The sequence below is a fragment of the Ramlibacter cellulosilyticus genome, assembly GCF_014297465.1.
Taxonomy (GTDB): domain Bacteria; phylum Pseudomonadota; class Gammaproteobacteria; order Burkholderiales; family Burkholderiaceae_C; genus Ramlibacter; species Ramlibacter cellulosilyticus.
Map to the genome: position 1 here is coordinate 292,670 of NZ_JACORT010000004.1, position 25,965 is coordinate 318,634.

Consider the following 25,965-nt stretch of genomic DNA (forward strand, 5'->3'; position numbering starts at 1 on the left):
GCCGGCCTCCCTTTTTGCCGGTGCGCGGTGCGCTACCTCAATGATGCGTTGATCCTGGCAAGGACGCCAGTACCGGGGCACAGCTCGGGGGCATCCAGCGTGTTGAGCGGCCGCGCCGTGGTGTTCAGCGCGGTGTGCAGGTCGGTCGCCAGCGGATCGACATAGAGGAGCCCCGTCAGCACCTCGCCGCGTGCCTGGTGCTCCTGCATGAAGGCCATGGCGGCGTAGCGGTCGGTGGGATCGTATTCCGGGTGCAGGCTGCGCAGGCGCAGCAGCGTGCCGTCGTGCTGGCGCACGTCCACCGCCTGCCCCGGCGCCGCATCGGCGGTGATCTCCTCGCGCGGCGTGATGAAGTCGATGCGGCTCACCGCCTCGTTGTGCTCCCGCACGTAGTCGTAGCTCTTGGTGCTGCCCGGGTGGTTGTTGAACGCCACGCAGGGGCTGATCACGTCGATGAAGGCGGCGCCGCCATGCGTCATGGCCCCCTTGATCAGCGGCACCAGTTGCGCCTTGTTGCCGGAGAAACCGCGCGCCACGTACGTCGCGCCCAGCTGCAGGGCCATGCCCACCAGGTCCACGGGGCTGTCGCTGTTGACGACGCCTTTCTTGCTCTTGCTGCCGCTGTCCGCGGTGGCGGAGAACTGCCCCTTGGTGAGGCCGTAGACGCCGTTGTTTTCCACGATGTAGGCCATGCGCACGCCGCGCCGCATGGCGTGCGCGAACTGCCCGAGGCCGATGGACGCGGAGTCGCCGTCGCCCGAGACGCCCAGGTACAGCAGGTCGCGGTTGGCGAGGTTGGCGCCGGTCAGCACCGAAGGCATGCGGCCGTGCACGGTGTTGAAGCCGTGGGACGCGCCCAGGAAGTAGTCCGGCGTCTTGGAGCTGCACCCGATGCCGCTCAGCTTGGCCACCCGGTGCGGCTCGATGTCCAGCTCCCAGCAGGCCTGGATGATCGCGGCGGAGATGGAGTCGTGGCCGCAGCCCGCGCACAGCGTGGAGATCTTGCCTTCGTAGTCGCGCCGTGTGTACCCGACCTTGTTCTTCTCCAGCGTCGGGTGGTGCAGCGGCGGCTTGGCGATATAGGTCATTCCACGTCCTCCGGGACGGCCTGCACTTGCGAGGTGATGGCGTTGGTGATGAAACGCGCGGTGATGGGCGTGCCGTCGTAGTGCAGCACCTTCACCAGCCGGGCGGGGTCGATCTCGAGTTCGTTGACCAGCAGCGTGCGCATCTGCGCATCGCGGTTCTGCTCCACGACGAACACGCGCTCGTGGCGCGCGATGAACTCCGCCACGCCGTCGCCGAAGGGGAAGGCGCGCAGCCGCAGCGCGTCGACGTGCACGCCCTGCGCGGCGAGCACGGCCAGCGCCTCCTGCATGGCCGGGCCGGTGGAGCCGAAGTAGATGACGCCGAGGCTCGTCTCCGCCCCGGCGCGGTGCAGCACCGGCTGCGGCACGAGGCCGGCCGCGGTGCGGAACTTCCGCAGCAGCCGCTCCATGTTGTACACGTAGTCGGGGCCGCGCTCCGAATAGCGCGCGTACGGGTCGCGCGTGGTGCCGCGCGTGAAGTAGGCGCCCTTGGTGGGATGCGTCCCGGGCAGCGTGCGCCAGGGGATGCCGTCGCCGTCCACGTCCTTGTAGCGGCCGAAGTCGCGGCCCGCCTCCAGCTCCTCCGCGCTCATCACCTTGCCGCGGTCGTAGGCACCGCCCTCTTCCCAGGCGAAGGGCTTGCACAGGCGCTGGTTCATGCCGATGTCGAGGTCGGTCATGACGAACACGGGCGTCTGCAGGCGGTCGGCGAGGTCCAGCGCCTTCGCCGCATGCTCGAAGCACTCGTGCGGGTCCTCCGGGAACAGCAGCACGTGCTTGGTGTCTCCGTGCGACGCATAGGCGCACGCGAGGATGTCCGCCTGCTGCGTGCGCGTCGGCATGCCGGTGGACGGGCCGCCGCGCTGCACGTCGATGATCGTGACGGGGATCTCGGCGAAGTGCGCGAGGCCGATGAACTCCGTCATCAGCGAGACGCCCGGGCCCGACGTGGCGGTGAAGGCCCGCGCGCCGTTCCAGCCCGCGCCCACCACCATGCCGATGGAGGCGATCTCGTCTTCCGCCTGCACGATCGCGTAGCGGTTCTGGCCCGTGTCGGCGTCGACGCGCAGCTTGCTGCAGTAGCGCTGGAACGCCTCGGCCACCGAGGACGACGGCGTGATCGGGTACCAGGCGGCGACCGTGGCCCCGCCGTACACGCAGCCCAGGGCCGCGGCGCTGTTGCCATCCACGAAGATGCGGTCGCCCACGCTGTCCGCCCGGCGCACCCGGATGCCCAGCGGCCACTTCAGGTGCTCCTGCGCGAACTCGCGCCCGAGTTGCAGCGCCTGCACGTTGGAGGCCAGCAGCTTCTCCTTGCCCTTGTACTGCTCGCCGAACAGCTTCTCGATCTCCGCGGGGTCGATTTCCAGCAGCACGGACAGCGCGCCCACGTACACGATGTTCTTGAACAGCTGCCGCTGCCGCGGGTCGCTGTAGACCGCGTTGCAGATCTCCGTGAGCGGCATGCCGATCACGTGCACGTCCTCGCGGAAGGCCGCGGGCGGCAGCGGCCGGGTGTTGTCGTAGAAGAGGTAGCCGCCGGGCGAGAGCTCCGCCACGTCGGCGTCCCAGGTCTGCGGGTTCATCGCGACCATCATGTCCACGCCGCCGCGCCGCCCGAGCCAGCCCTGCTCGTTGACGCGCACCTCGTACCAGGTGGGCAGGCCCTGGATGTTGCTCGGGAAGATGTTGCGCGGGCTGACCGGTACGCCCATGCGCAGGATGGATTTCGCGAACAACTCGTTGGCCGACGCCGAGCCGGACCCGTTCACGTTGGCGAACTTCACCACGAAGTCGTTGACCGCCTCGAGCGCCTTCATGCGTGCACCTCCGGGGCGTGCGGCTGCACCCGCATGCCGGCCACCGCGTTCTTGAACAGGAACTTCTGCATGTCCCAGGCCCCGGTGGGACAGCGTTCGGCGCAGAGGCCGCAGTGCAGGCAGACGTCCTCGTCCTTCACCATCACGCGGCCGGTCTTGAGCGCACCGGACACGTAGAGGTCCTGCGCCAGGTTCAGCGCCGGCGCCTTGAGCCGCTGCCGCAGTTCGGGCTCCTCGCCGTCGGGCGTGAAGGTGATGCAGTCCATGGGGCAGATGTCCATGCAGGCGTCGCACTCGATGCAGGCGGTCTGGTTGAACACCGTCTGCACGTCGCAGTTCAGGCAGCGCTGCGCCTCGCGGAACGCAGTCGGTGCGTCGAAGCCCAGTTCCACCTCCACGCGGATGCTGGCCAGCGCCTTCTCCGCCTGCGCCCACGGCACGCGGAAGCGCGCGTCGAGCGAAGTCTCGTTGTGGTAGCTCCACTCGTGGATGCCCATCTTCTGGGACATCAGGTTCACGGTGGGGGCCGGACGCGAGCGCGTGTCCTCGCCGTGCAGCAGGCGGTCGATGGAGATCGCCGCCTCGTGCCCGTGCGCGACCGCGGTGATGATGTTCTTCGGCCCGAGCGCCGCGTCGCCGCCGAAGAACACGTTGGGCACCGTCGACTGGAAGGTGCCCTGGAACAGTTCCGGCAGCCCCCAGCGGTCGAAGACGATGCCGCAATCGCGCTCGATCCAGGGGAAGGCGTTCTCCTGGCCCACGGCGATCAGCACCTCGTCGCAGGGGAAGAAGGGGTCGGGCTCGCCGGTGGGCACCAGCGAGCGGCGGCCCTGCGCGTCGTACTCGGCGCGGACGACTTCGAAGCGCATGCCCACGAGCCGCCCGCCCTCGTGCACGAAGGCCTTGGGCACGTGGTAGTTGAGGATGGGGATGCCTTCGTGCATGGCATCCTCCTTCTCCCAGGGCGAGGCCTTCATCTCCTCGAAGCCGCTGCGCACGATGACCTTCACGTCCTCGCCGCCCAGCCGCCGCGCCGAGCGGCAGCAGTCCATCGCGGTGTTGCCGCCGCCGAGGACGATCACGCGCTTGCCGACCTGCGTCACGTGCCCGAAGGACACGGACGCGAGCCAGTCGATGCCGATGTGGATCTGCGCCGCCGCCTCGCGCCGGCCCGGGATCTCCAGGTCGCGGCCGCGCGGTGCGCCGCAGCCCACGAAGATCGCGTCGTAGCCCTCGGCCATCAGCGCCTTCATCGAATCGATGCGACGGCCGGGGACGAACTCCACGCCGAGGTCCAGGATGTAGCCGCACTCCTCGTCGATCACTTCCTCCGGCAGGCGGAAGCGCGGGACCTGCGTGCGCATGAAGCCGCCCGGACGGACCTCGCCGTCGAAGACCGTCACTTCGTAGCCCAGCGGCGCGAGGTCGCGCGCCACCGTCAGCGAAGACGGCCCCGCGCCCACGCACGCCACGCGCAGGCCGTTGGACGGCGCCCGCTGCGGCATGCGCTGGCGCACGTCCTCCTTCAGGTCGGCGGCGACGCGCTTCAGCCGGCAGATCGCCACCGGTTCGGGATCGCCCGTGTTGCTGTGCTCCACGCGTCCCCGCCTGCAGGCCGGCTCGCACGGCCGGTCGCAGGTGCGCCCGAGGATGCCGGGAAAGACGTTGGACACCCAGTTCACCATGTAGGCGTCGCCGTAGCGGCGCTGGGCGATCAGGCGGATGTATTCGGGGACCGGCGTGTGGGCGGGGCACGCCCACTGGCAATCCACGACCTTGTGGAAATACGCCGGGTTCGCGATGTTCGTCGGCTGCAAACAGGCCTCCTCACGCGGATGGCCCGGGGGTCCCCGGGGCCGGCGGCCAGTCTACGCCGCCGCGCGCGCGGGCGCCTCTCCGTGGATTCCACTAGGATGGACGGCGGGCCGGGCGCCCGCCACGGCCCGTTACGCGCCTTCGCCGGGCAGCGGCACGCGCTGCGGCTTGCCGCTGCGCGTGAGCCACTTCGCCGCGAACGCGAGGCCGCCGGTGGGCTCGCCGAACAGCTTGCCCTGCCCCAGGTCCCAGCCGTTCTTGCGCAGGAAGGCGAGCTGCGCCGGCGTGTCCACGCCGCAGGCCACGCAGTCCAGCCGCAGGCGGCGCGCCATGTCGCCCATCCCGAGCAGCATCGCCTGCACGGCGCCGTCCTGCTCCAGGTCGCGGACGAAGGACGAATCGACCTTGATCTCGTCGCACATGAGCTTGCGCAGGTGCGCCACCGAGGCGACGCTGCCGAAGCGGTCCATCGCCAGGCGCACGCCCTTCTTGCGCAGGGCGGCGAAGGCCGCGGCTTCCTTGGCGGGCAGGCTGTCCAGCGCGCCGACCTGCTGCAGTTCCAGCGAAATGGTGCGCGGCTCCATGCCGCCGGCGACCGCCGCGTTCACCAGGTAGCTCACGTCCGTGGGCCGCATGTTCGCCAGCGAGACCTTGATGCCCGTGGGCACCGGCTGCAGGCCCGCGGCGCGCCAGTTCTTCATGTGGGCGCGCATCTGCTCGAAGGTCCACTCCGTCAGCGCGACGTCCATCTCGGAGCTGCCCGCCAGGTCCAGGAGTTCGTCGCCCTCGATCACGCGGCCGGAGCGGTGCTTCCAGCGCACGAGCGACTGCGCCGCCACCACGCGGCCGGTGGCGAGCTCCACGCGCGGCTCGTACATCAGCTCGATCTCGTCGCGGCTGATCGCATGGCGCAATTCCGCGCTCAGGTCGAGGCGGCTCTGCGCCATCTCGTTGAAGCGGGGCGAGAAGAACTCGTAGCGATGCGGGCCCGCCTGCTTGGCATGGCGCAGCGCGAGGCCCGCGTTGCGCATCAGCAGGTCCGGTTCGAGGCCGTCGCTGGGGAACACCGACACGCCGACGCTGCAGGTGACGAACACCTCCGGGCCGCCGGGACGCTGGAAGCTCACGGTGGCGTCTTCCAGCAGCTTGCTGATGAACGCCGCGGCGCTGTGCACGCCTTCCATGTAGGGGACGACGATGGCGAACTCGTCGCCGTCGAAGCGGTACAGCGTGGGGTTGTGGTGCTCCGAGCTGAGCTCGCCGCCCGCTTCGGTCTGCACGCAGCTAGCGAGGCGCTTGGCGATGCGCTGCAGCAGCTGGTCGCCGACCGGCCGCCCCAGGGCATCGTTGATCCGCCCCAGTTCGTCGACGCCCACGTGCAGCAGCGCGCCGCTGTTGCCTTCGGAGCGGGCGGCCGCCAGCACCGCGGCCACCTGCTTGCGGTAACCCTGCTTGTTCGGCAGCCCGGTGAGGCTGTCGTGCTGGCTCAGGTACTCGCGGTACGCGCTCGCCGCGAGCGTGTTGCGGATGCGCAGTCCCAGCTCGCTCGGATCCACCGGCTTGGACAGGAAGTCCATCGCCCCCATCGCCAGGGCCTTCAGCTTCACCTGCGGGTCGGTGCTGATGGTCAGCACGATCACCGGCACGTGGCGCAGCACCGGGTCGTCGCGCATGGCGGCGAGGATGTCGAGGCCGCTCACCTTGGGCATGCTCAGGTCGAGCAGCAGCACCCCCGGGAGCTCCTTGCGCATCATGGCCACCGCGTACTCGGGTTCGTCGGTGTAGACGAACTGGCGGTAGCCGGCGTCCTGCAGGAAGGCCTGCGTCATCTCGATGTTCAGCATCTCGTCGTCGACCATCATGATCAACGCGTCCGAGAGGCCGTTCACGGCGCGGTTGCGCCACACGCCATCCTGCGGGGACAAGGCCTTGAGCGCCTGCTCGGTCAGCCGCTCCTCGCCCGGGGCGAAGATCGTCGGCTGCGTGGCGGGCGCGTCCCGCTCGGAGTCCCCGCCGCTGTTGCGGTACCCCGCTCCCCCGTAATGCTTTTCCATCATGTCCATTGTGCCTCTTGCTCAGCCGACTTCGACTTCCGGGACTTCGAGTTGCCCCGCCATTCGCGCAAGGCGTTGCAGCAGCACCTCAACCGCCGCTGCATCGCGCGCCTTCGCCGCCGACTCCATCTCGCGCGCGGGGGCAGTGAAGGCGTCGTAGCCCACGGTGCCGGCAGCACCCGCGAGCCAGTGGGCGAGGCGCTCCACCTCCGCGAGGTCGCCCGCGTCGTGCGCTTCGCGCGTGTGCTCGAGCTGCTCGCGCAGGCGCGCGGCGAACTTGCGCACGATGGGGACCAGCCGCGCCTGCTTCGCGAAGCGCGAACGGATCGGCCCGTCGGCGGCCGCCTCCGGCAACGGGAGGTCGCCGAAGATGGACGCCGGCCGCGTGACCGGCGCATCCTCCGGCACGCCGCCCAGGAGCTGCGCGATCTGCTGCAGCAGGGCGTCGATGTCCACCGGCTTCGTGAGGTAGGCGGTGCAGCCGGCCTGCAGCACCTCCTCCTCGTAGCCCTTCATGGCGTGCGCGGTGAGCGCCACCACCGGCAGGTCCTGCCCGCGCTGCCGCAGCGCGCGCGTGGCGGCATAGCCGTCCAGTACCGGCATCTGCATGTCCATCAGCACGAGGTCGTAGCTGCCGGCCGCCAGCCGGTCCAGCGCCACCTGGCCGTTCTCCGCCTCGTCCACCCACAGGCCCTGCTCCGTGAGTACCAGCGAGATCAGCTCGCGGTTTTCGGCGCCGTCGTCGACGACCAGCACGCGCGCCGAGGGGATGCGCCAGCGGCGGCGCGGCGCCGGCCCGGCCGCCGCCGCCTCTGACAGCGCCGTGGCATCGAGCAGCGGCACGCCTTCCAGCGCGCCGGTCGCGAACGTGAACATCATCGTGGTGCCCACGCCCGGCTGGCTGGTCGCCACGAGGTCGCCGCCCAGCGCGCGCGCCAGCCGGCGGCTGATGGCGAGCCCCAGGCCCGTGCCGCCGAAGCGGCGGGCGATGGAGCTGTCCGCCTGCGTGAACGGGTCGAACATCGATTCGACCTTCGCCGGGTCCATGCCGATGCCGGTGTCGTTGACCTCCACGGTGTAGGTCGTGCCGTGGCAGGCGAGCACGACCTCCACGCCGCCCTGCTGCGTGAACTTCACGGCGTTGGACAGCAGGTTCAGCACCACCTGGCGGATGCGCGCGGGATCCGACTGCACCTGCTCGGGCACCGGCGTGAGCAGGCGCAGCGACAGGTCGACGCCCTTCTCCCTCGCCTTCAGGTCCAGCTCCGCGAGCGCACCCTGCACCACCTGGTGCGGCGCGCAGGCGATCTTCTCCACCGTGAGCTGGCCGGCCTCCACCTTGGACAGGTCCAGGATGTCGTTGATCAGGCCGAGGAGGTGCCTGCCGCTGTGGTGGATGGTGTCCAGGTAGCGCGAGGACTCGCGCTCGCTCTTGCCGAAGCCGCGCCGCAGCAGCTCCGTGAAGCCGAGGATGGCGTTCATCGGGGTGCGGATCTCGTGGCTCATGTTCGCGAGGAACTCGCTCTTGGCCCGGTTGGCGGCCTCGGCCTCGTCCTTCGCCTCCCGCAGTTCCTCGCGGCTGCGCTCCAGCAGCGTGATGTCTTCCAGGCTGATGAGGACGCCGGAGGCCTTGCCGCCGCTGGCCATCACCGGCGAGGCGTTGACGACGAAGCTGCGCAGCAGCCCTTGCGCGTCCCGCAGCTTCAGGTGCAGTTCGCGCTGCACGGTGCCCTGCGCGAGCGCCGCCGTCCACGGGTACGCGTCGGGGGCCAGCGGCGCGCCCGCCGCATCGAGCCACGGGATCGCCGCCACCGGGGTCCCCATGAACTGCTCGTGGCGGCGCCCCAGGAGGTTGCTGAAAGCCTCGTTCACCAGCACCACGTCCTGGCGCTGGTCGACGACCACCAGGCCTTCGGTGAGGGAATCCAGCGCGGAGCGGACCCGCCCCGGAATCGCCTTGGCCGGATCGAGGTGCCGCAGCACGCGCGACAGGTAGACCTGGAACCCGAGGAAGCAGAGCACGCCGCAGCACGCCAGCAAGGCCACGAGGGGCAGGTGCAGGAATCCTTCCAGCCCGTGCGCCGCCAGCGGCGCGAACCGCAGTTCGAGCTGGCCCCAGGGCTGGCCGCCGGACTGCAGGTTCACCTGGATCTGCGCATCGCGCGCGGCCTCGCTTTCCATGGGCAGCCACTGGCGCGCATGGTCGCCCACCGCGATCACCAGGCGCCCGTCGCGCGCGCGCAGGCCGGCCGAGCGCAGGTCGGCGTTGCGGCGCTGGACGAAGCGCAGGACTTCCTCCAGCGGCCGCGGATCGGCGCTGGCGAGGATGGCGGTGCTGGAAGCCGCCAGCGATTCCGCCAGTGCCAGGCGGCCTTCCCGCACGGCGGCCTGGCGGTCGGGCACGAGCCCCAGGAAGGACGCGGCGAGCAAGGCGGTGCTCACGATGGAGACGAGGCCGAGCGAGATGTAGGTACGGGTGCCGAGCAGCTTCATGCAGCGCCTCCGAAGCCGCGCAGGGTATCGCGGCCGTCGCCGCGCAGGTCCGTTATGCCGTCCTCCTCCTCCTCGGCCTCCTCGTCCACGCGCGAGAGGACCGGCAAGGGGTCCAGCAGGCGCCAGGCCGGGAGGGCGGAGAGGTAGCTTCCGAGGAGCACGCCCCCGCGGATCAGCCACAGGATGTAGAGGATGGACAGGCTCAGCGAGACGCCGGCCACGGAGATCGTGATCGACCGCTCCAGCTCCAGCGCCTCCTGCACGCCTTCGCGCAGGCGGTCGAGCTCGCCGCCGAACTGGGTGGATCGCAGCGAGCGCTGCAGCTCCTCGTCGCGGCCGCCTTCGCCGCGGGCGTCGAGGCCGAAGTGCGACAGCACCAGGTCGGCCTGCGCCTGGGTGGCGATCAGCTGCAGCGCTGTTCGCTCCGGCGCCGCGAGTTGCAGGAGGCGCGCACCTTCCGGCCCGCTGCCGGGCGATAGCAGCGAAACGGGGGCGAAGGTCAGCGACGCCCCGGTGCCGAGCGGCTGCGTGTCCGCGGTGGGGCCGAAGCCTGCCGCCTGGTCCATGGGGGTCGCGCTGCCGGCGGGGCGCTGCGTAGCGTCCGGCCGTGCCGGCGCGGGGGCGGCCGCGGCAGGCGCCTGTGCGGGCGCGGGCGGCTGCGCCGACGGCGTCGCAGCTGCGGGCACTGGCGCCGGCGCCGGCGATGGCGCGGGCATGCCGACCTCGTCCACGTCGCGGACCGACACCGCCAGCGTCCAGGTCGCCGCCAGCGCCCCATCGCTCACCTGCACCACCACCTGGTAGACGTTGTCGGCGTTGCGGTCGGCCGGCTGGTCGAAGTGGGGAGCGGCCATGAAGGACAGGACGCCCGTGCGCGGATCGATCGAAAAGTGCCCGGCGTCGTCGCCGCCCGCCAGCGACCAGGTGAGCCGCTGTGCCGGCCGGTCCGGATCCTCCGCCGTCATCGTCGCGACGGTGCGCGTGCTCTCGGCGACGCTCACGGCTGCAGGCCCGGCGATCACCGGCGCATCGTTCACCGGCGTGAACGTCACCGTGGCGGCGGCCGTGTTGCCCGTGGACGTGCCGTCGCTCACGCGCACGGTGAAGGCGGGAGCCAGCTCGCCGCCGTCGTGCACGAAGCGCACGGCGCCCGCCATCAGCTGGGCGGAAGTGAAGTGCGAAGCGGCGTTCCAGCGCGCCCCGTCGAAGGTCTGGAAAGAGCCCGCCGAGACGTCGCTCACTTCGAAATCGAAGGTGCTGCTGTCGGTATCCAGCACCGTGAAGTTGCCGGGTGCGAGCACCACGGCAGCGCCTTCGGTGACCGCCAGCGTGGCCTGCGTGAGGAAGGGGGCGTCATTCGCCGGAGTGAAGCGGATCGCGGCCGCCACCGTGTTGCTGCCGGCCAGCCCGTCGTGCAGCGAAAGCGAGAAGGCCGGCGCGAACTCGTCGCCGTCGTCCACGAAGCGCACGGCCCCGGCTGCGAGCTGCGCGGAGGTGAAGCTCGCAACTGCGTTCCACGCGGTGCCGTCGAACACCTGGAAGGAGCCGCCGGCCACGCCGGAGACGAAGAACGTGAAGGAGCCGCTGTCCGGATCCGCCGCGGAGAAGGAGAAGTTGCCGGGGCCGAGCACGACGGCCGCGCCCTCGCCCACCGCCAGCTGCACGGCATCGAGCACCGGCGCATCGTTGACGGGAACGAACCCGATGGTCGCGACCAGCGTGTTGCCGGTGGACAGGCCGTCGCTGGCGGCCACCGCGAAGGACGGCGCGACCTCGTCACCGTCGTCGAGGAAACGGACGGCGCCCGCGGCGAGCTGGGCCGACGTGAAGCTGGCCGCCACGTTCCAGGTGGTGCCGTCGAAGACCTGGAACACCCCGCCCCGTACGGCGGACACCGTCAAGGTGAATGCCGTGCTGTCCGGATCGGTGACGCCGAAGTTGGCCGGGCCCAGCACCACCGTGCCGCCTTCCGTCGCTACCATGGATGCGGTGTGCAGCACCGGCGCGTCGTTCGTCGCCATGAAGGTGATCGCCGCGGCGAGCGTGTTGCCGGTGGCGGCGCCGTCGCCGACGGTGACGTCGAAGGACGGCGGCACCTCGTCGCCGTCGTCCAAGAAGCGCACGGAGCCGGCCGCCAGCTGTGCCGAGGTGAAGCTCGTCGCCGCGTTCCAGCCGCTGCCGTCGAACACCTGGAACGTGCCGCCGCTGACGGCCGACACCGTGAAGGTGAACGCGGCGCTGTCCGTGTCCGCCACCACGAAACCGGCCGGCGACAACACCACGGTGGCGCCTTCGGCAACGCTCAGGGAAGCGGAGGTGAGCACCGGCGCATCGTTCACCGGCAGGAACGTGATGGCCGCGGCGACCGTGTTGCTGCCCAGTGCGCCGTCGCTGGCGGCCACGCTGAACGAAGGCGGGGTCTCGTCGCCGTCGTCGACGAAGCGAACCGCGCCTGCCGCGAGCTGCGCGGAGGTGAAGCTGGAGGCCATGTTCCACGCCGTGCCGTCGAACACCTGCAAGACCCCTCCCGCGACGGCCGAGACGGTCAAGGTGAAGCTGCTGCTGTCCGGGTCGACCAGGCTGAAGTTCGCTGCCGACAGCACCACGGTGCCGCCTTCCGGCACCGCGACCTGGGCGGAGATGAGCACCGGCGCGTCGTTGGCCGCCGTGAAGGTGATCGCCGCGGCCAGCGTGTTGCCCGTCGCCGTGCCGTCGCCGACGGTCACGGCGAAGGAAGGTTCAGTCTCGTCGCCATCGTCCACGAAGCGCACGGCTCCGGCCGCCAGCTCTGCCGAGGTGAAGCTCGTCGCCGCGTTCCAGCTGCTGCCGTCGAACACCTGGAAGACGCCGCCGCTGACCGCCGACACCGTGAAGGTGAACGCGGTGCTGTCCGGATCGGTGACGGAGAAGTTCGCCGTCGAGAGCACGACCGTTCCGCCCTCCGCGACGGCGAGCGAGGCGCCCGTGAGCACCGGCGCATCGTTCGCCGGCGTGAAGGTGATGCCTGCGGCCACGGTGTTGCTGCCCAGTGCGCCGTCGCTCGCGGCCACGCTGAAGGACGGCGGCACCTCGTCGCCGTCGTCCACGAAGCGCACGGCTCCGGCCGCCAGCTGTGCCGAGGTGAAGCTCGTCGCCGCGTTCCAGCTGCTGCCGTCGAACACCTGGAAGACGCCGCCGCTGACCGCCGACACCGTGAAGGTGAACGCGGTGCTGTCCGGATCGCCGACGGCGAAGTTGGCGGTCGACAGCACGACCGTGCCCCCTTCCGCGACGGCGAGCGAGGCGCCCGTGAGCACCGGCGCATCGTTCGCCGGCACGAAGGTGATCGCCGCCGCCACGGTGTTGCCCGTCGCGACCCCGTCGCCCACCGCGACGTCGAAGGACGGCGCGACCTCGTCGCCGTCGTCGAGGAAGCGCACGGCGCCCGATGCGAGCTGGGCCGAAGTGAAGCTCGTCGCCGCGTTCCAGGCCGCGCCGTCGAAGACCTGGAAGGCGCCACCGCTCACGGCCGATACCGTGAACGTGAAGGCGGCGCTGTCCGGATCGGTCACGCCGAAATTGGCGGGGGACAGCACCGTCGTGCCACCCTCCGTGACGGCCAGTGTCGCGGAACCCAGCACCGGCGCGTCGTTGGCCGCCGTGAAGGAAACGGCGGCGGCCAGTGTGTTGCCGGTCGCCGCCCCGTCGCTGACGGACACGTCGAACGCGGGAGGCAGCTCGTCGCCGTCGTCGACGAAACGCACGGCGCCTGCGGCGAGCTGCGCGGAGCTGAAGGCCGTCGCCGTGTTCCAGGCGGTGCCGTCGAACACCTGGAACGTGCCGCCGCCGACTGCCGATACCGTGAAGGTGAACGCGCTGCCGTCCGGGTCCGCCACGCCGAAGTTCGCCGGCGACAGCATCGTGGCCCCGCCTTCGGTCACGCTCAACGATGCCGCCGTCAGGACCGGCGCGTCGTTCACCGGCACGAAGGTGATGGCCGCTGCCACCGTGTTGCTGCCCAGGGCGCCGTCGCTCGCGCCCACGCTGAAGGACGGCGGCACCTCGTCGCCGTCGTCCACGAAGCGCACCGCACCGGCTGCGAGCTGCGCGGTCGTGAAGCTCGCGGCGACGTTCCACGCGCTGCCGGCCAAGACCTGGAAAGTGCCGCCCACCACCGCGGAGACGCTGAAGGTGAAGCTGCTGTCGTCCGGATCGTCCACGTCGAAGTTCGCCGGCGACAGCACCACGGTGCCGCCTTCGCTGATGGCCAGCCGGGCGGAGGTCACGACCGGGGCGTCGTTGACCCGCGTGAAGCTGACCGCCGCCGCCACGGTGTTGCCGGTGTACGTGCCATCGCTCACGGCCAGGTCGAACGAAGGCGCCGTCTCGTCGCCATCATCCACGAAGCGCACCGCGCCGGCGGCGACCTGTGCCGACGTGAAGCCGGCGGCCACGTTCCAGCCGCTGCCGTCGAACACCTCGAAGCGGCCGCCGCCGAGCGCCGAGACCGTGTACGTGAACGCGCCACTGTCCGGATCGGAGACGGAGAAGTCACCGGGGGCGAGCACCGTGGTGCTGCCTTCCGTGATGCCCAAGGTGACTGCCGCGAGCACCGGCGCATCGTTCACGGGCAGGAAGGTGATGGAGGCCGCGAGCGTGTTGCCGTCCAGCGCGCCGTCGCTCGCGGTCACACTGAAGGACGGGGGAACCTCGTCGCCGTCGTCCACGAAGCGCACGGCGGCCGAAGCGAGCTGCGCCGAACTGAAGCTGGTGGCGGTGTTCCAGCCGGTCCCGTCGAACACCTGGAAGCTGCCTCCCGTGACCGCGGACACGACAAACGTGAACGCACTGCTGTCGGAGTCGGACAGGCCGAAGTTGCCCGGCGCCAGCACCACCGCGCCACCCTCCGTCACCCTGAGCGATGCCGACGCGAGCACCGGTGCATCGTTTGCCGGAACGAAGGTGATCGCCGCCGCCACGGTGTTGCCAGTCGAGATGCCGTCGCCCACCGTCACGTCGAAGGACGGAGCGGCTTCGTCGCCGTCGTCGACGAAGCGCACGGCGCCCGCTGCCAGCTGCGCCGAGGTGAAGCCGCTGGCCGCGCTCCACGCCGTGCCGTCGAACACCTGGAACGTGCCGCCGGTGACTGCCGAGACGGCGTAGGTGAAGTTGGTGCTGTCCGGATCGGTGACGCCGAAGTTGGTTGCCGACAGCACCACCGTGCCGCCTTCGGTGATCGTCAGGCTCGCCGTATCCAGCACCGGCGCGTCGTTGGCCGCCGTGAAGGTGATCGCCGCGGCCAGCGTGTTGCTCGTGGCCGCGCCGTCGCCGACGGTCACGGCGAAGGAAGGTGCCGTCTCGTCCCCGTCGTCGACGAAGCGCACGGACCCGGCCGCCAGCTGGGCCGAGGTGAAGCTCGTCGCTGCGTTCCAGCTGCTGCCGTCGAACACCTGGAACACGCCGCCGCTGACCGCCGACACCGTGAAGGTGAAGTCGCCGCTGTCCGGATCGGTGACGGCGAAGTTGGCGGTCGAGACCACGACCGTGCCGCCTTCCACGACGGCGAGGGAGGCCCCCGTGAGTACCGGCGCATCGTTGCCCGGCGTGAAGGTGATGCCCGCGGCCACGGTGTTGCTGCCCAGCGCGCCCTCGCTCGCGCTTACGCTGAAGGACGGCGGCACTTCGTCGCCGTCGTCCACGAATCGCACGGCGCCGGCCGAGAGCTGCGCGGTCGTGAAGCTCGTGGCCGCGTTCCAGGCAGCACCGTCGAAGACTTCGAAGCTGCCGCCCGTGACGGCGGAAACGGTGAAGGTGAAGGCGGTGCTGTCCGGATCGGCCACGCCGAAGCTCGCCGTCGAAAGCACGACGGTGGCCCCTTCGCCCACCGCCAGCTGCGCCGACGTCATCGTCGGCGCGTCGTTGACCGGCGTGAACGCGATGTCCACGGCCCGCGTGTTGCCCGTCGCCGTCCCGTCGCCCACCGACAGCGACAGGGTCGGCCCCGTCTCGTCGCCATCGTCGACGAAGCGCACCGCGCCGGCCGCCACTTGCGCCAATGTGAAACTCGTGGCTGCATTCCAGCTGCTGCCATCGAACACCTCGACGCCGCCACCCGACAGCGCGGCGACGGTGAAGACGAAGGCGCTGCTATCCGGATCGGCGACACCCAAGTCTGCCGCGGACAGCACCACGGTGCCGCCTTCCGCCACGGCGAAGGAAGCTGCCGTGAGCGCCGGCGCGTCGTTCACCGGCACGAAGGTGATGGACGCCGCCACCGTGCCGCTGGCCAGCGCGCCGTCGCTGGCGGTCACGCTGAAGCTCGGCGGCACCTCGTCGCCGTCGTCCACGAAGCGCACCGCGCCAGCCGCGAGCTGCGCGGACGTGAAGCTCGTGGCCGTGTTCCAGCTCGCCCCGACCAGGACCTGGAACGTGCCGCCGGTGACCCCCGAGACGGTGAAGGTGAAGGCGCTGCTGTCCGGATCGCCGACGCTGAAGTTCGCCGCCGACAGCACGACGCTGCCGCCCTCCGCGACCGTGAGCGAAGCCGACGAGAGCACCGGCGCATCGTTCGCCGCAACAAAGGTGATCGCCGCCGCCACGATGTTGCCGGTCGCGAGCCCGTCGTCCACCGTCACGTCGAAGGACGGGGCGGTCTCGTCGCCGTCGTCGACGAAACGCACGGCGCCCGCTGCGAGCTGCGCGGAAGTGAAGTTCGCCGCGAGGGTCCAGCTCGTGCCGTCGAAGACCTGGAAGGTGCCGCCGCTGACGGCGGAAACGGTGAACGTGAACGCCGTGCTGTCCGGATCGGCCACCGCGAAGTCGGCGGTCGACAGCACCGTCGTGCCGCCTTCCGTGACCACCAGGTTCGCCGAATCCAGCACCGGCGCGTCGTTGGTTCCCGTGAAGGTGATCGCCGCGGCCAGCGTGTTGCCCGTCGCCGTGCCATCGCCGACGGTCACGGCGAAGGAAGGTGCGGTCTCGTCGCCGTCGTCGGCGAAGCGCACGGCTCCGGCCGCCAGCTGTGCCGAGGTGAAGCTCGTCGCCGCGTTCCAGCTGCTGCCGTCGAACACCTGGAACACGCCGCCGCTGACCGCCGATACCGTGAAGGTGAACGCGGTGCTGTCCGGATCGGTGACGGCGAAGCTGGCGGTCGAGAGCACGACCGTGCCCCCTTCGGCGACGGCGAGCGAGGCGCCCGTGAGCACCGGCGCATCGTTCGCCGGCGTGAAGGTGATGCCTGCATCGACCGTGTTGCTGCCCAGCGCGCCGTCGCTCGCGCTCACGCTGAAGGACGGCGGCACCTCGTCGCCGTCGTCCACGAAGCGCACCGCGCCGGCGGCGAGCTGCGCGGACGTGAAGCTCGTGGCCGTGTTCCAGGCAGCACCGTCGAAGACCTCGAAGCTGCCGCCCATGATGGCGGAAACGTTGAAGGTGAAGGAGCTGCTGTCCGGATCGGCCACGCCGAAGTTCGCCGTCGACAGCACGACGGTAGCGCCTTCGCCCACCGCGAGCTGGGCCGACGTCATCGCCGGCGCATCGTTCGCCGGCACGAAGGTGATCGCCGCCGCCACCGTGTTGCCCGTCGCGACCCCGTCGCCCACTGTGACGTCGAAGGACGGCGCGGCTTCGTCGCCGTCGTCGAGGAAACGCACGGCGCCCGCTGCGAGCTGCGCGGACGTGAAGCTCGTCGCCGCGTTCCAGGCCGCGCCATCGAACACCTGGAAGGCGCCACCGCTCACGGCCGATACCGTGAACGTGAAGGCGGTGCTGTCCGGATCGGTCACGCCGAAATTGGCAGGCGACAGCACCGTCGTGCCACCCTCCGTGACGGCCAGTGTCGCGGAACCCAGCACCGGCGCGTCGTTGGCCGCCGTGAAGGAAACGGCGGCGGCCAGCGTGTTGCCGGTCGCCGCCCCGTCGCTGACGGACACGTCGAACGCGGGAGGCAGCTCGTCGCCGTCGTCGACGAAACGCACCGAAGCGGTCGCCAGTTGCGCCGACGTGAAGCTCGTCGCCACGGTCCATGCCGTTCCGTCGAAGACCTCGAAGCTGCCGCCGCTGACGGCCGACACGGTGAACGTGAACGTCGTGCTGTCCGGATCGGACGCCGCGAAGTCGGCGGTCGACAGCACCACCGTGCCGCCTTCGGCGACGGTGAGGCTCGCCGCATCCAGAACCGGCGCGTCGTTGGCCGCCGTGAAGGTGATCGCCGCGGCCAGCGTGTTGCCCGTGGCAGCGCCATCGCCGACGGTCGCGGCGAAGGAAGGTGCCGTCTCGTCGCCATCGTCCACGAAGCGCACGGCTCCGGCCGCCAGCTGGGCCGAGGTGAAGCTCGTCGCCGCGTTCCAGCTGCTGCCGTCGAACACCTGGAACACGCCGCCGCTGACCGCCGACACCGTGAAGGTGAAGTCGCCGCTGTCCGGATCGGTGACGGCGAAGTTGGCGGTCGAGAGCACGACCGCGCCGCCTTCCACGACTGCGAGGGAAGCTCCCGTGAGCACCGGCGCATCGTTCGCCGGCGTGAAGGTGATGCCCGCGGCCACGGTGTTGCTGCCCAGCGCGCCGTCGCTCGCGGTCACGCTGAAGGACGGCGGCACTTCGTCGCCGTCGTCCACGAATCGCACGGCGCCGGCCGAGAGCTGCGCGGTCGTGAAGCTCGTGGCCGCGTTCCAGGCAGCACCGTCGAAGACTTCGAAGCTGCCGCCCGTGACGGCGGAAACGGTGAAGGTGAAGGAGCTGCTGTCCGGATCGGCCACGCCGAAGTTCGCCGTCGACAACAGGACGGTGGCGCCTTCGCCCACCGCGAGCTGGGCCGACGTCATCGCCGGCGCGTCGTTCGCCGGCACGAAGGTGATCGCCGCCGCCACGGTGTTGCCCGTCGCGACCCCGTCGCCCACCGTGACGTCGAAGGACGGAGCGAGTTCGTCGCCGTCGTCGACGAAGCGCACGGTGCCCGCTGCGAGCTGCGCGGACGTGAAGCTCGCCGCCGCGTTCCAGGTGGTGCCGTCGAAGACCTGGAACACCCCGCCCAGCACGGCGGAGACGGTGTAGGTGAATGCCGTGCTGTCCGGATCGGTCGCGCCGAAATTGGCAGGCGACAGCACCGTCGTGCCACCCTCCGTGACGGCCAGTGTCGCGGAACCCAGCACCGGCGCGTCGTTGGCCGCCGTGAAGGAAACGGCGGCGGCCAGCGTGTTGCCGGTCGCCGCCCCGTCGCTGACGGACACGTCGAACGCGGGAGGCAGCTCGTCGCCGTCGTCGACGAAACGCACGACGCCTGCGGCGAGCTGCGCGGAGCTGAAGGCCGTCGCCGTGTTCCAGGCGGCGCCGTCGAACACCTGGAACGTGCCGCCGCTGACTGCCGACACCGTGAAGGTGAACGCGCTGCCGTCCGGGTCCGCCACGCCGAAGTTCGCCGGCGACAGCATCGTGGCCCCGCCTTCGGTCACGCTCAACGATGCCCCCGTCAGGACCGGCGCGTCGTTCACCGGCACGAAGGTGACGGCCGCTGCCACGGTGTTGCTGCCCAGGGCGCCGTCGCTCGCGGTCACGCTGAAGGACGGCGGCACCTCGTCGCCGTCGTCCACGAAGCGCACCGCACCGGCCGCGAGCTGCGCGGTCGTGAAGCTCGCTGCCGTGTTCCAGGCCGCGCCGGCTAAGACCTGGAACGTGCCACCGGTGACCGCCGACACCGTGAAGGTGAAGTCGCTGCTGTCCGGATCGCTGACGCTGAAGTCCGCTTCCGACAGCACGACGGTGCCGCCCTCGGCCACCGTGACCTGGACCGCACCCAGCACCGGCGCGTCGTTCACCCGCGTGAAGGCGACGTCCACGGCACGCGTGTTCCCCGTCGCCGATCCGTCACCCACCGACAGCGACAGGGCGGGCGCGATCTCGTCGCCGTCGTCCACGAAGCGCACCGCGCCTGCGGCCAGCTGGGCGGAGGTGAAGCTCGTCGCCGCACTCCAGCCGCTGCCGTCGAACACCTCGATGCGCCCGCCATTCAGCAGGGCAACGCCGAAGGTGAAGCTCGCGCTGTCCGGGTCGGAAACGGCGAAGTCCGACGGCGACAGGACCACCGTCCCGCCCTCGCCAACCGCGATGGAAGCCCCGGTGAGCACCGGCGCATCGTTGGCGGCCGTGAAGGCGATGACCGCGGTGACCGTGTTGCCCGTGGCCGTGCCGTCGCCAACGGCCACATCGAAGGAAGGTGCCGTCTCGTCGCCATCGTCGACGAAGCGGACGGCGCCCGCCGCCAGCTGCGCCGAGGTGAAGCTCGTCGCCGCGTTCCAGCTGGCGCCGTCGTACACCTGGAGCACGCCGCCGGTCACGGCCGACACCGTGAAGGTGAAGTCGCCGCTGTCCGGATCGGTGACGGCGAAGTTGGCCGTCGAGAGCACGACCGTGCCGCCTTCCACGACGGCGAGGGAGGCCCCCGTGAGTACCGGCGCATCGTTGCCCGGCGTGAAGGTGATGCCCGCGGCCACGGTGTTGCCGGCCAGCGCGCCGTCGCTGGCGGTCACGCTGAACGACGGCGGCACCTCGTCGCCGTCGTCCACGAACCGCACCGCGCCGCCGGCGAGCTGCGCGGAGCTGAAGCTCGTGGCCGCGTTCCAGGCCACCCCGTCGTAGACCTCGAAGCTGCCACCCGTGAGCGCCGAAACGGTGAAGGTGAACGCCAGGCTGTCCGGGTCGCTCACGGCGAAGTTGGCCGTCGACAGCACCACGGTGCCGCCTTCGCTCACCGCCAGCTGCGCCGACGTGATCGCCGGCGCGTCGTTGCCCCGGGTGAACGCGATGTCCACGGCCCGCGTGTTGCCCGTCGCCGTCCCGTCGCGCACCGACAGCGAGAGCGTCGGCGCCGTCTCGTCGCCGTCGTCGGCGAAGCGCACCGCGCCCGCCGCGAGCTGTGCCGAGGTGAAGCTCGTGGCGGCGTTCCAGGACGCGCCGTCGAAGACCTGGATCGTGCCGCCGGCGACCGCCGCAACGGTGAAGGTGAAGGCGCTGCTGTCCGGATCGTCCACGCCGAAGTCTGCGGTGGACAGCACCACGGTGCCGCCTTCCGCCACGGCGAGAGAGGCTGCCGTGAGCGCCGGCGCGTCGTTCACCGGCACCCACGTGATGGATGCCGCCACGGTGCTGCTGGCGAGCGCGCCATCGCTGGCGGTCACGCTGAAGGCCGGCGGCACCTCGTCGCCGTCGTCCACGAAACGCACCGCGCCGGCCGCGAGCTGCGCGGACGTGAAGCTCGTGGCCGTGTTCCAGCTCGCCCCGACCAGGACCTGGAAGGTGCCGCCGGTGACCGCCGACACGGTGAAGGTGAAGGCGTTGCTGTCCGGATCGCTGAGGCCGAAGTTCGCCGCGGACAGCACCGCGATGCCGCCTTCCGCGACCGTGAGCGATGCCGACGAGAGCACCGGCGCGTCGTTCACCTTCGTGAACGTGATGTTCGCCGCGCGCGTGTTGCTGCTGGCGGCGCCGTCGCTGGCCGTCAGGCTGAAGGCCGGCGGCAGTTCGTCGCCGTCGTCGACGAAGCGCACCTGCCCGGCCGAGAGTTGGACCGACGTGAAGCTGGTCGCGGTGTTCCACGCACTGCCGTCGTGGACCTCGAACGTGCCGCCGCTGAGGCCGCTGACGGTGAAGGTCAGGCTGCTGCTGTCGGGGTCGGTCGCGACGACGGTCCCGGGGCCGAGCACCACCGTCGCCCCTTCCGTCACGTTCAGCCGGACCAGCGCGAGCATCGGCGGATCGTTCACGGCCGTGACGTCGATGGCAACGGTGCCGCTCGCCGACTGCGCCGGCCCGCCGGTGTTGCCGAGGTCGTCCACCGTGACCTGCACCGAGGCCGGCCCCGAATACTCCGCGTCCGGGCGGTAGCGCATGCCCGCCAGTGCCGCGTTCACGTCGGCCACGCTTCCGGTGAAGGTCACCGTGGTGTCCGCGGCCCCGTCGCCCGCGCTGAACGACAGCCCGGGCAGCCGGTCGTAGCGTTGCCCGAAGATGCCGCTGCCGTCGCCGGTGCCGTTGCCGCTCCAGACCACCAGATAGTCCCCGCCGCGCGTCATCGCCAGCGAGGCGTTCTGCTGGTCGTTGGCGACGGTGGTGTTGACCAGCGTCTCGGCGCCCACGGCGCTGCCGTCCGCCGCGAAGCGCTGCATGAACACGCCCTGGCTGTTGCCGTCGTCGATCGACTTGGTGTCCCAGCTCACGACGAAGTTGCCGGCGTCGTCGATGCCCACCGCAGGCGCGAGCTGCGCGTGCTGCTTCGTGGTGTTGACGCGGAACTCGCCGCCCAGCGCATTGCCCGACGCGTCGTAGCGGCGGGCGAAGATGCCGTCGTCGTCGCCGGCGCCCTCGCCTTCCCAGGCCACCACGAAGCTCCCGGCCGCATTCATGGCCACCGTGGCGTGCCACTGGTCGTGGCTGCTCGTCGTGTTCACCACGAACTCGCCGCCAACGGCGTTGCCGGCAGCGTCGTAGCGCTGGCCCACGACCGCGTAGCCGTCGCCATCCTGCCCGCGGCTTTGCCAGACCACCACGAAGTTGCCGGCAGCATCCATCGCGGCGGCGGGCCGCATCTGGCCGTCCGAGGTCGTGGCGTTGACGCGGAACTCGCCGCCCAGCGCATTGCCGGCCGCGTCGAAGCGCCGCGCGTAGACGTCGTAGGTCGGCACGGCGCCGCTCGGGTTGCCGGCGTGCCAGGCGATCACGAAGTTGCCCGCCGCGTCCATGGCGATGGACGGCTGCCGCTCGCTCGCGGACGCCGCCACGTTCACCTGGAACTCGCCGCCCAGCGCATTGCCCGCCGCATCGTAGCGGCGCGCGAACACGCCCCAGCTCGCCCCGTCCTGGTTCTCGCTTTCCCATGCGACGACGAAGTTGCCCGCTGCATCCATCGCGACCACGGCATGGGCCTGGTCGGAACCGGCCGTGGCGTTCACCTGGAACGCGGCCCCCTGCGCCACGCCGGCCGCATTGAAGCGCTGCGCGAACACGCCCGTGCCGCTGCCGTCGCCGGACTGCCAGACCACCACGAAGTTGCCGGCGGCGTCCACGGCCACGGCCTGCCGGCTGTCCGGGTCCAGGAACTGGGCCCCCGCCGTCGTCGCGTTGATGCGGAACTCGCCCCCGGCGGCCACCGTGGTGCCGCCGAGGCTGATCGTGCCGTGCGTGACCGACACCGTCACCTGCACCATTCCGCTGCCGGCATCCACGTCGCCGACCACGACCTGGGTGCCGCCACCGGCGGAGAACACGACTTCCGTATCCTCCGCAACGGTCTGCGCGCCCGGCACCGTCACGGTCGGCGCGTCGTTCACGGCGGCGACGGTGACGGTCGCGGAGCGCGCGACGGCCGGCAGCGCGCCGTCGGAAGCCGTGACCGTGACCGTGCGGCTCGTCGTGGTTGGCCGGTCGCTGGTGTTCGTGTACTGCACGCCCCGCAGGATGGCCTCGTAGGTGGCCACCGACGCGCTTCCGTTCACCGTCAGCACGCCGGTCGCCGGTGCATAGCCGAAGACCAGTCCCGCGGCGCTCGCGGCCGCGGCAGCGGCTGCATCGAGCGAGAGCGACTCCACTGCATTGCCATCGGGGCGCGCGCCCAGCGCGAGGGTCAGCGAGACCAGGTTCGCGGAATCCGCGTCGGCCAGGCGGGCGGTGGGGGCGATGGCCACCGGCGTCCGTTCGGTGAATGCGACGGTGACGTTCACCGCGGGGGAGCCGCCGTCGAGGTCCACGACCGGCGCGTCGTTGACGGCACTGACCGTCACCGTGGCCATGCGCGAGAGGCTCGTTGCCGCGCCATCGCTGGCGGCCACGGTGAGCGAGCGGTTGGCCGTCGTCGGCGCGTCGCTGTCGTTGCGGTACTGCAGGCCGCGCAGCACGGCTTCGTAGGTCGGGACCGAGGCGGTGCCCGTGATCGACAGCACGCCGGTGCCGTGCGTGTAGTCGACCGCCAGTCCCGCGCCGGTGGCGGTCGCGAGCGCAGTGTCTTCGAGCCACAGCCACTCGAGGGCGTCCCCGTCGGGCCGCGCTGCCAGCGTCACCGTCAGCGACTGCAGCGCCGCGGAATCCACGTCCGCCAGGGTGGCCGCCGGAGCGACGAGCACGGGCGTCTGCTCGGTGAAGGCGGCGGTGGCGTCCTGGCCGGGCGCGGCGCCATTCAGGTCCAACACGGGTGCGTCGGGCACGGGCGTGTAGCTCACGATCGCCAGGACGATCGCGCTGGAAGCGAGGCCGTCGCTGACGCTCACGCTGTAGCCGGGTGCCGTCTCGTCGCCGTCGTCCACGAAGCGCACGGCGCCCGCAGCGAGCTGCGCGGACGTGAACGCGCTCGCCGCATTCCAGGCGCTGCCGTCGAAGACCTGGAAACCGCCACCGCTCACCGCGGAGACCGTGAAGGTAAAGGAGCTGCTGTCGACGTCCGTGACGCTGAAGTCGGCGGGCGAGAGCGTGACCGCCTGCCCTTCGGAAACCGCGAGCGTCGCGGCTCCGAGCACGGGCGGCAGGTTGGGCAGCAGCTCCGCGAGCCGCAGCACGAAGGCATCCGCGCCGCCGCCTGGCGCGGACTGCGCCGCGCCGGTGCTGCCCTGACCCGCCGTCGAGGTTGTCGCCACGACGTACGCATCGTTGCCGCGCACGAGCACGCCCCCGGTGGACATGCCTTGCCCGTAGTAGGTCGCGTACTCCAGGTCGGAGGCGCCGCCGCCCACGGGGTGGATCACGGCCACGTACATCGCCTGGCCGTTGTTGCTGGCATCGAGCGCGCCCGTCGTGGCCAGGCCTGCGGTCGACGTGGCGTTGCCGACGACGACCACGCGCCCCTTCGCCACCGTGAGGCCCGTGGGGCGATCCACGTCGTTGCCGCCGAGATACGTGGAGTACACCAGTTGCCCTGCGACCGGCGCCGTGGTGTCGTAGATCCGCAGGAACCCCGTGTCCGCGTTGTTCACCGGCGAGGTCGTGCGCCACGCGCCGGCGGTGGTCGCCAGCGGGTTGGTGTTGCGTCCGCGCGTGACGCCCACCAGGTACGCCTTGCCGCCCGCATCCGTGGCGACGCCGGTCACCGTGTCGTCCTCGGTCGAGCCGACATAGGTGGCGTACTGCACGTCGCCCGTGGCGGTGGAAAGCCGGGCGAGGAAGCCGTCGATGGTGTTGGCCAGGGCCGGCTGGTAGGCGTTCACCATCGGCACGTTGGCGGACTGCGTGTTGCCCACCATGAACAGCTGCGAGCCGTTCAGCGCGAGCCCGGTCGCGCTGTCCAGCGCATTGCCGCCGAACAGCTTGTCGAACAGCAGCGAGCCGGTGGGACTGTATTTCTGGACGAAGGCGTTGTCCGAGCTGCCCAGCAGGTCCGAGAGCAGGCCCGTGAGCAGCCCGCTGTCGCTCATCTGCCCCGCGACGTAGAAGTTGCCCGCGGCATCGACGACCACCGCATTGGCGCTGTCGCTGCCCGCATTGCCGCCGACGTAGGTGCTGAACTGCAGCGCCCCCGAGGCGTCCAGCTTCACCACCACGCCGTCCTGCGCGCCGTTGAGGGTCTTGTCCGGCGCATTCGCGGTCGTGGGGAAGTTGCTGGAGGAGGTCCAGCCGGTCACGACGACGTTGCCGCTGCCGTCCACGGCGATCGCCTTGCCCTGCTCGTCGCCCGCGCCCCCGAGCAGCACGAAGCTGCCGCCGATGCGTGTCGTGTACTGCAGCGTCGTGAGCGTCGGATCGAAGCGGGCGACGTACATGTCCCCGTTGCCGCCGGACCCCATCACGGTGCCGCCCCCCGCTGCCGGGAAATCGCTGCTCGCCGTGCGGCCGGTGATGTAGATCCGGCCGGCCGCATCCACGGCGATCCCCGTGGCGTTCTCGCCCCCCGAGCCGCCCAGGTAGCTGGCGTAGTCCAGAACGGGGTCGATCACCAGCTCGCGCGCGCGGTCGTAGGCACCGAGCTCGAAGCCGATGCTGCCGTCCTCGTGGATCGCATAGCGGCTTGCGACAGCCTCCCGGCCCTGCTCGCCGCGCTGGTAGCTCACGGGCGCCTGGAAGCGCAGCTCGGCCTCGCTGCCCTGCAGGCGCAGCACGAGATCGCCGTCGGCTGCGATCGTGGCACTTTCCACGCCGTCGAAGCGCAGCCGGATCGCGTCCGCATCCGCGCCCGCGGCCACGACGAAGTCGTACTCCAGCTGGCGCTGCGCGCCGTAATAGCGCAGGTCCACGCCCTCGTACACGCCGCGGTACAGCACGCTGCCGTAGTTGGCGATGGCTGTGCGCCACGCGGCGGCGTCGTCGCCGACGTAGACGTTGCTGCGCGCGGCGAGCAGCCCTTCGCCTTCGGCCTGCACGTCTTCGCGGGCGCCCTGCAGGTCCAGGTGCACGATGTTCTGCCCCTGTTCGCCGGCGAGGGACAACCAGGCTTCCCCGCCGCCCAGCCCGATGGCGTAGCCGCTGCCATACGCCGTGAAGTCGATGCCCGCGCGGTGCTGCCCCACGTTCTGCTCGAAGGCGAGCGGCATCGCGGCATACGTCGCCGCCTGGCCCTGCGCCGTGCTGCCGGCGTACTCGCCGGCGGAGGTCAGGGTCCTCTGCTCCACCGCGACGTCGGCAGACGCGGCCAGCGCGAGGCCTGCGGCGATATCGGCCGAGAAGAGCAGGCGCGGCTCCATGGGCTCCGCCACCGGCACCGGCCTTGCGGCCCGGGCGTCAGGGTGGCGGCGGAACCAGCGCACG

Annotated in this window: 6 protein-coding genes; all 6 read right to left on the bottom strand. The window is 71.0% G+C overall.

Annotated features, from left to right (window positions below; translation table 11 throughout):
- Positions 1 to 32: 32 nt before the first annotated feature.
- A complete protein-coding gene (locus H8N03_RS12305) occupies positions 33 to 1,088 on the bottom strand; it encodes a 2-oxoacid:ferredoxin oxidoreductase subunit beta (RefSeq protein WP_187076469.1) in 1,056 nt (351 codons plus the stop codon).
- Positions 1,085 to 2,908, bottom strand: a complete 1,824-nt coding sequence (locus tag H8N03_RS12310) for a 2-oxoacid:acceptor oxidoreductase subunit alpha (protein ID WP_187076470.1) — start codon at positions 2,906 to 2,908, stop codon at positions 1,085 to 1,087. The genes H8N03_RS12305 and H8N03_RS12310 overlap by 4 nt, the downstream gene beginning before the upstream one ends.
- Positions 2,905 to 4,725, bottom strand: a complete 1,821-nt coding sequence (locus tag H8N03_RS12315; protein WP_187076471.1) for an FAD-dependent oxidoreductase — start codon at positions 4,723 to 4,725, stop codon at positions 2,905 to 2,907. Before H8N03_RS12315 ends, H8N03_RS12310 begins: the two co-directional genes overlap by 4 nt.
- Before the next feature lie 129 nt (positions 4,726 to 4,854).
- Positions 4,855 to 6,777 (bottom strand): putative bifunctional diguanylate cyclase/phosphodiesterase, encoded by a 1,923-nt coding sequence (locus H8N03_RS12320; protein ID WP_187076472.1) that lies wholly within the window; start codon positions 6,775 to 6,777, stop codon positions 4,855 to 4,857.
- 21 nt (positions 6,778 to 6,798) lie between these two features.
- A complete protein-coding gene (locus H8N03_RS12325; RefSeq protein WP_187076473.1) occupies positions 6,799 to 9,270 on the bottom strand; it encodes a hybrid sensor histidine kinase/response regulator in 2,472 nt (823 codons plus the stop codon).
- Positions 9,267 to 25,901 (bottom strand): cadherin-like domain-containing protein, encoded by a 16,635-nt coding sequence (locus tag H8N03_RS12330; protein ID WP_187076474.1) that lies wholly within the window; start codon positions 25,899 to 25,901, stop codon positions 9,267 to 9,269. Before H8N03_RS12330 ends, H8N03_RS12325 begins: the two co-directional genes overlap by 4 nt.
- Between the last annotated feature and the right edge of the window lie 64 nt (positions 25,902 to 25,965).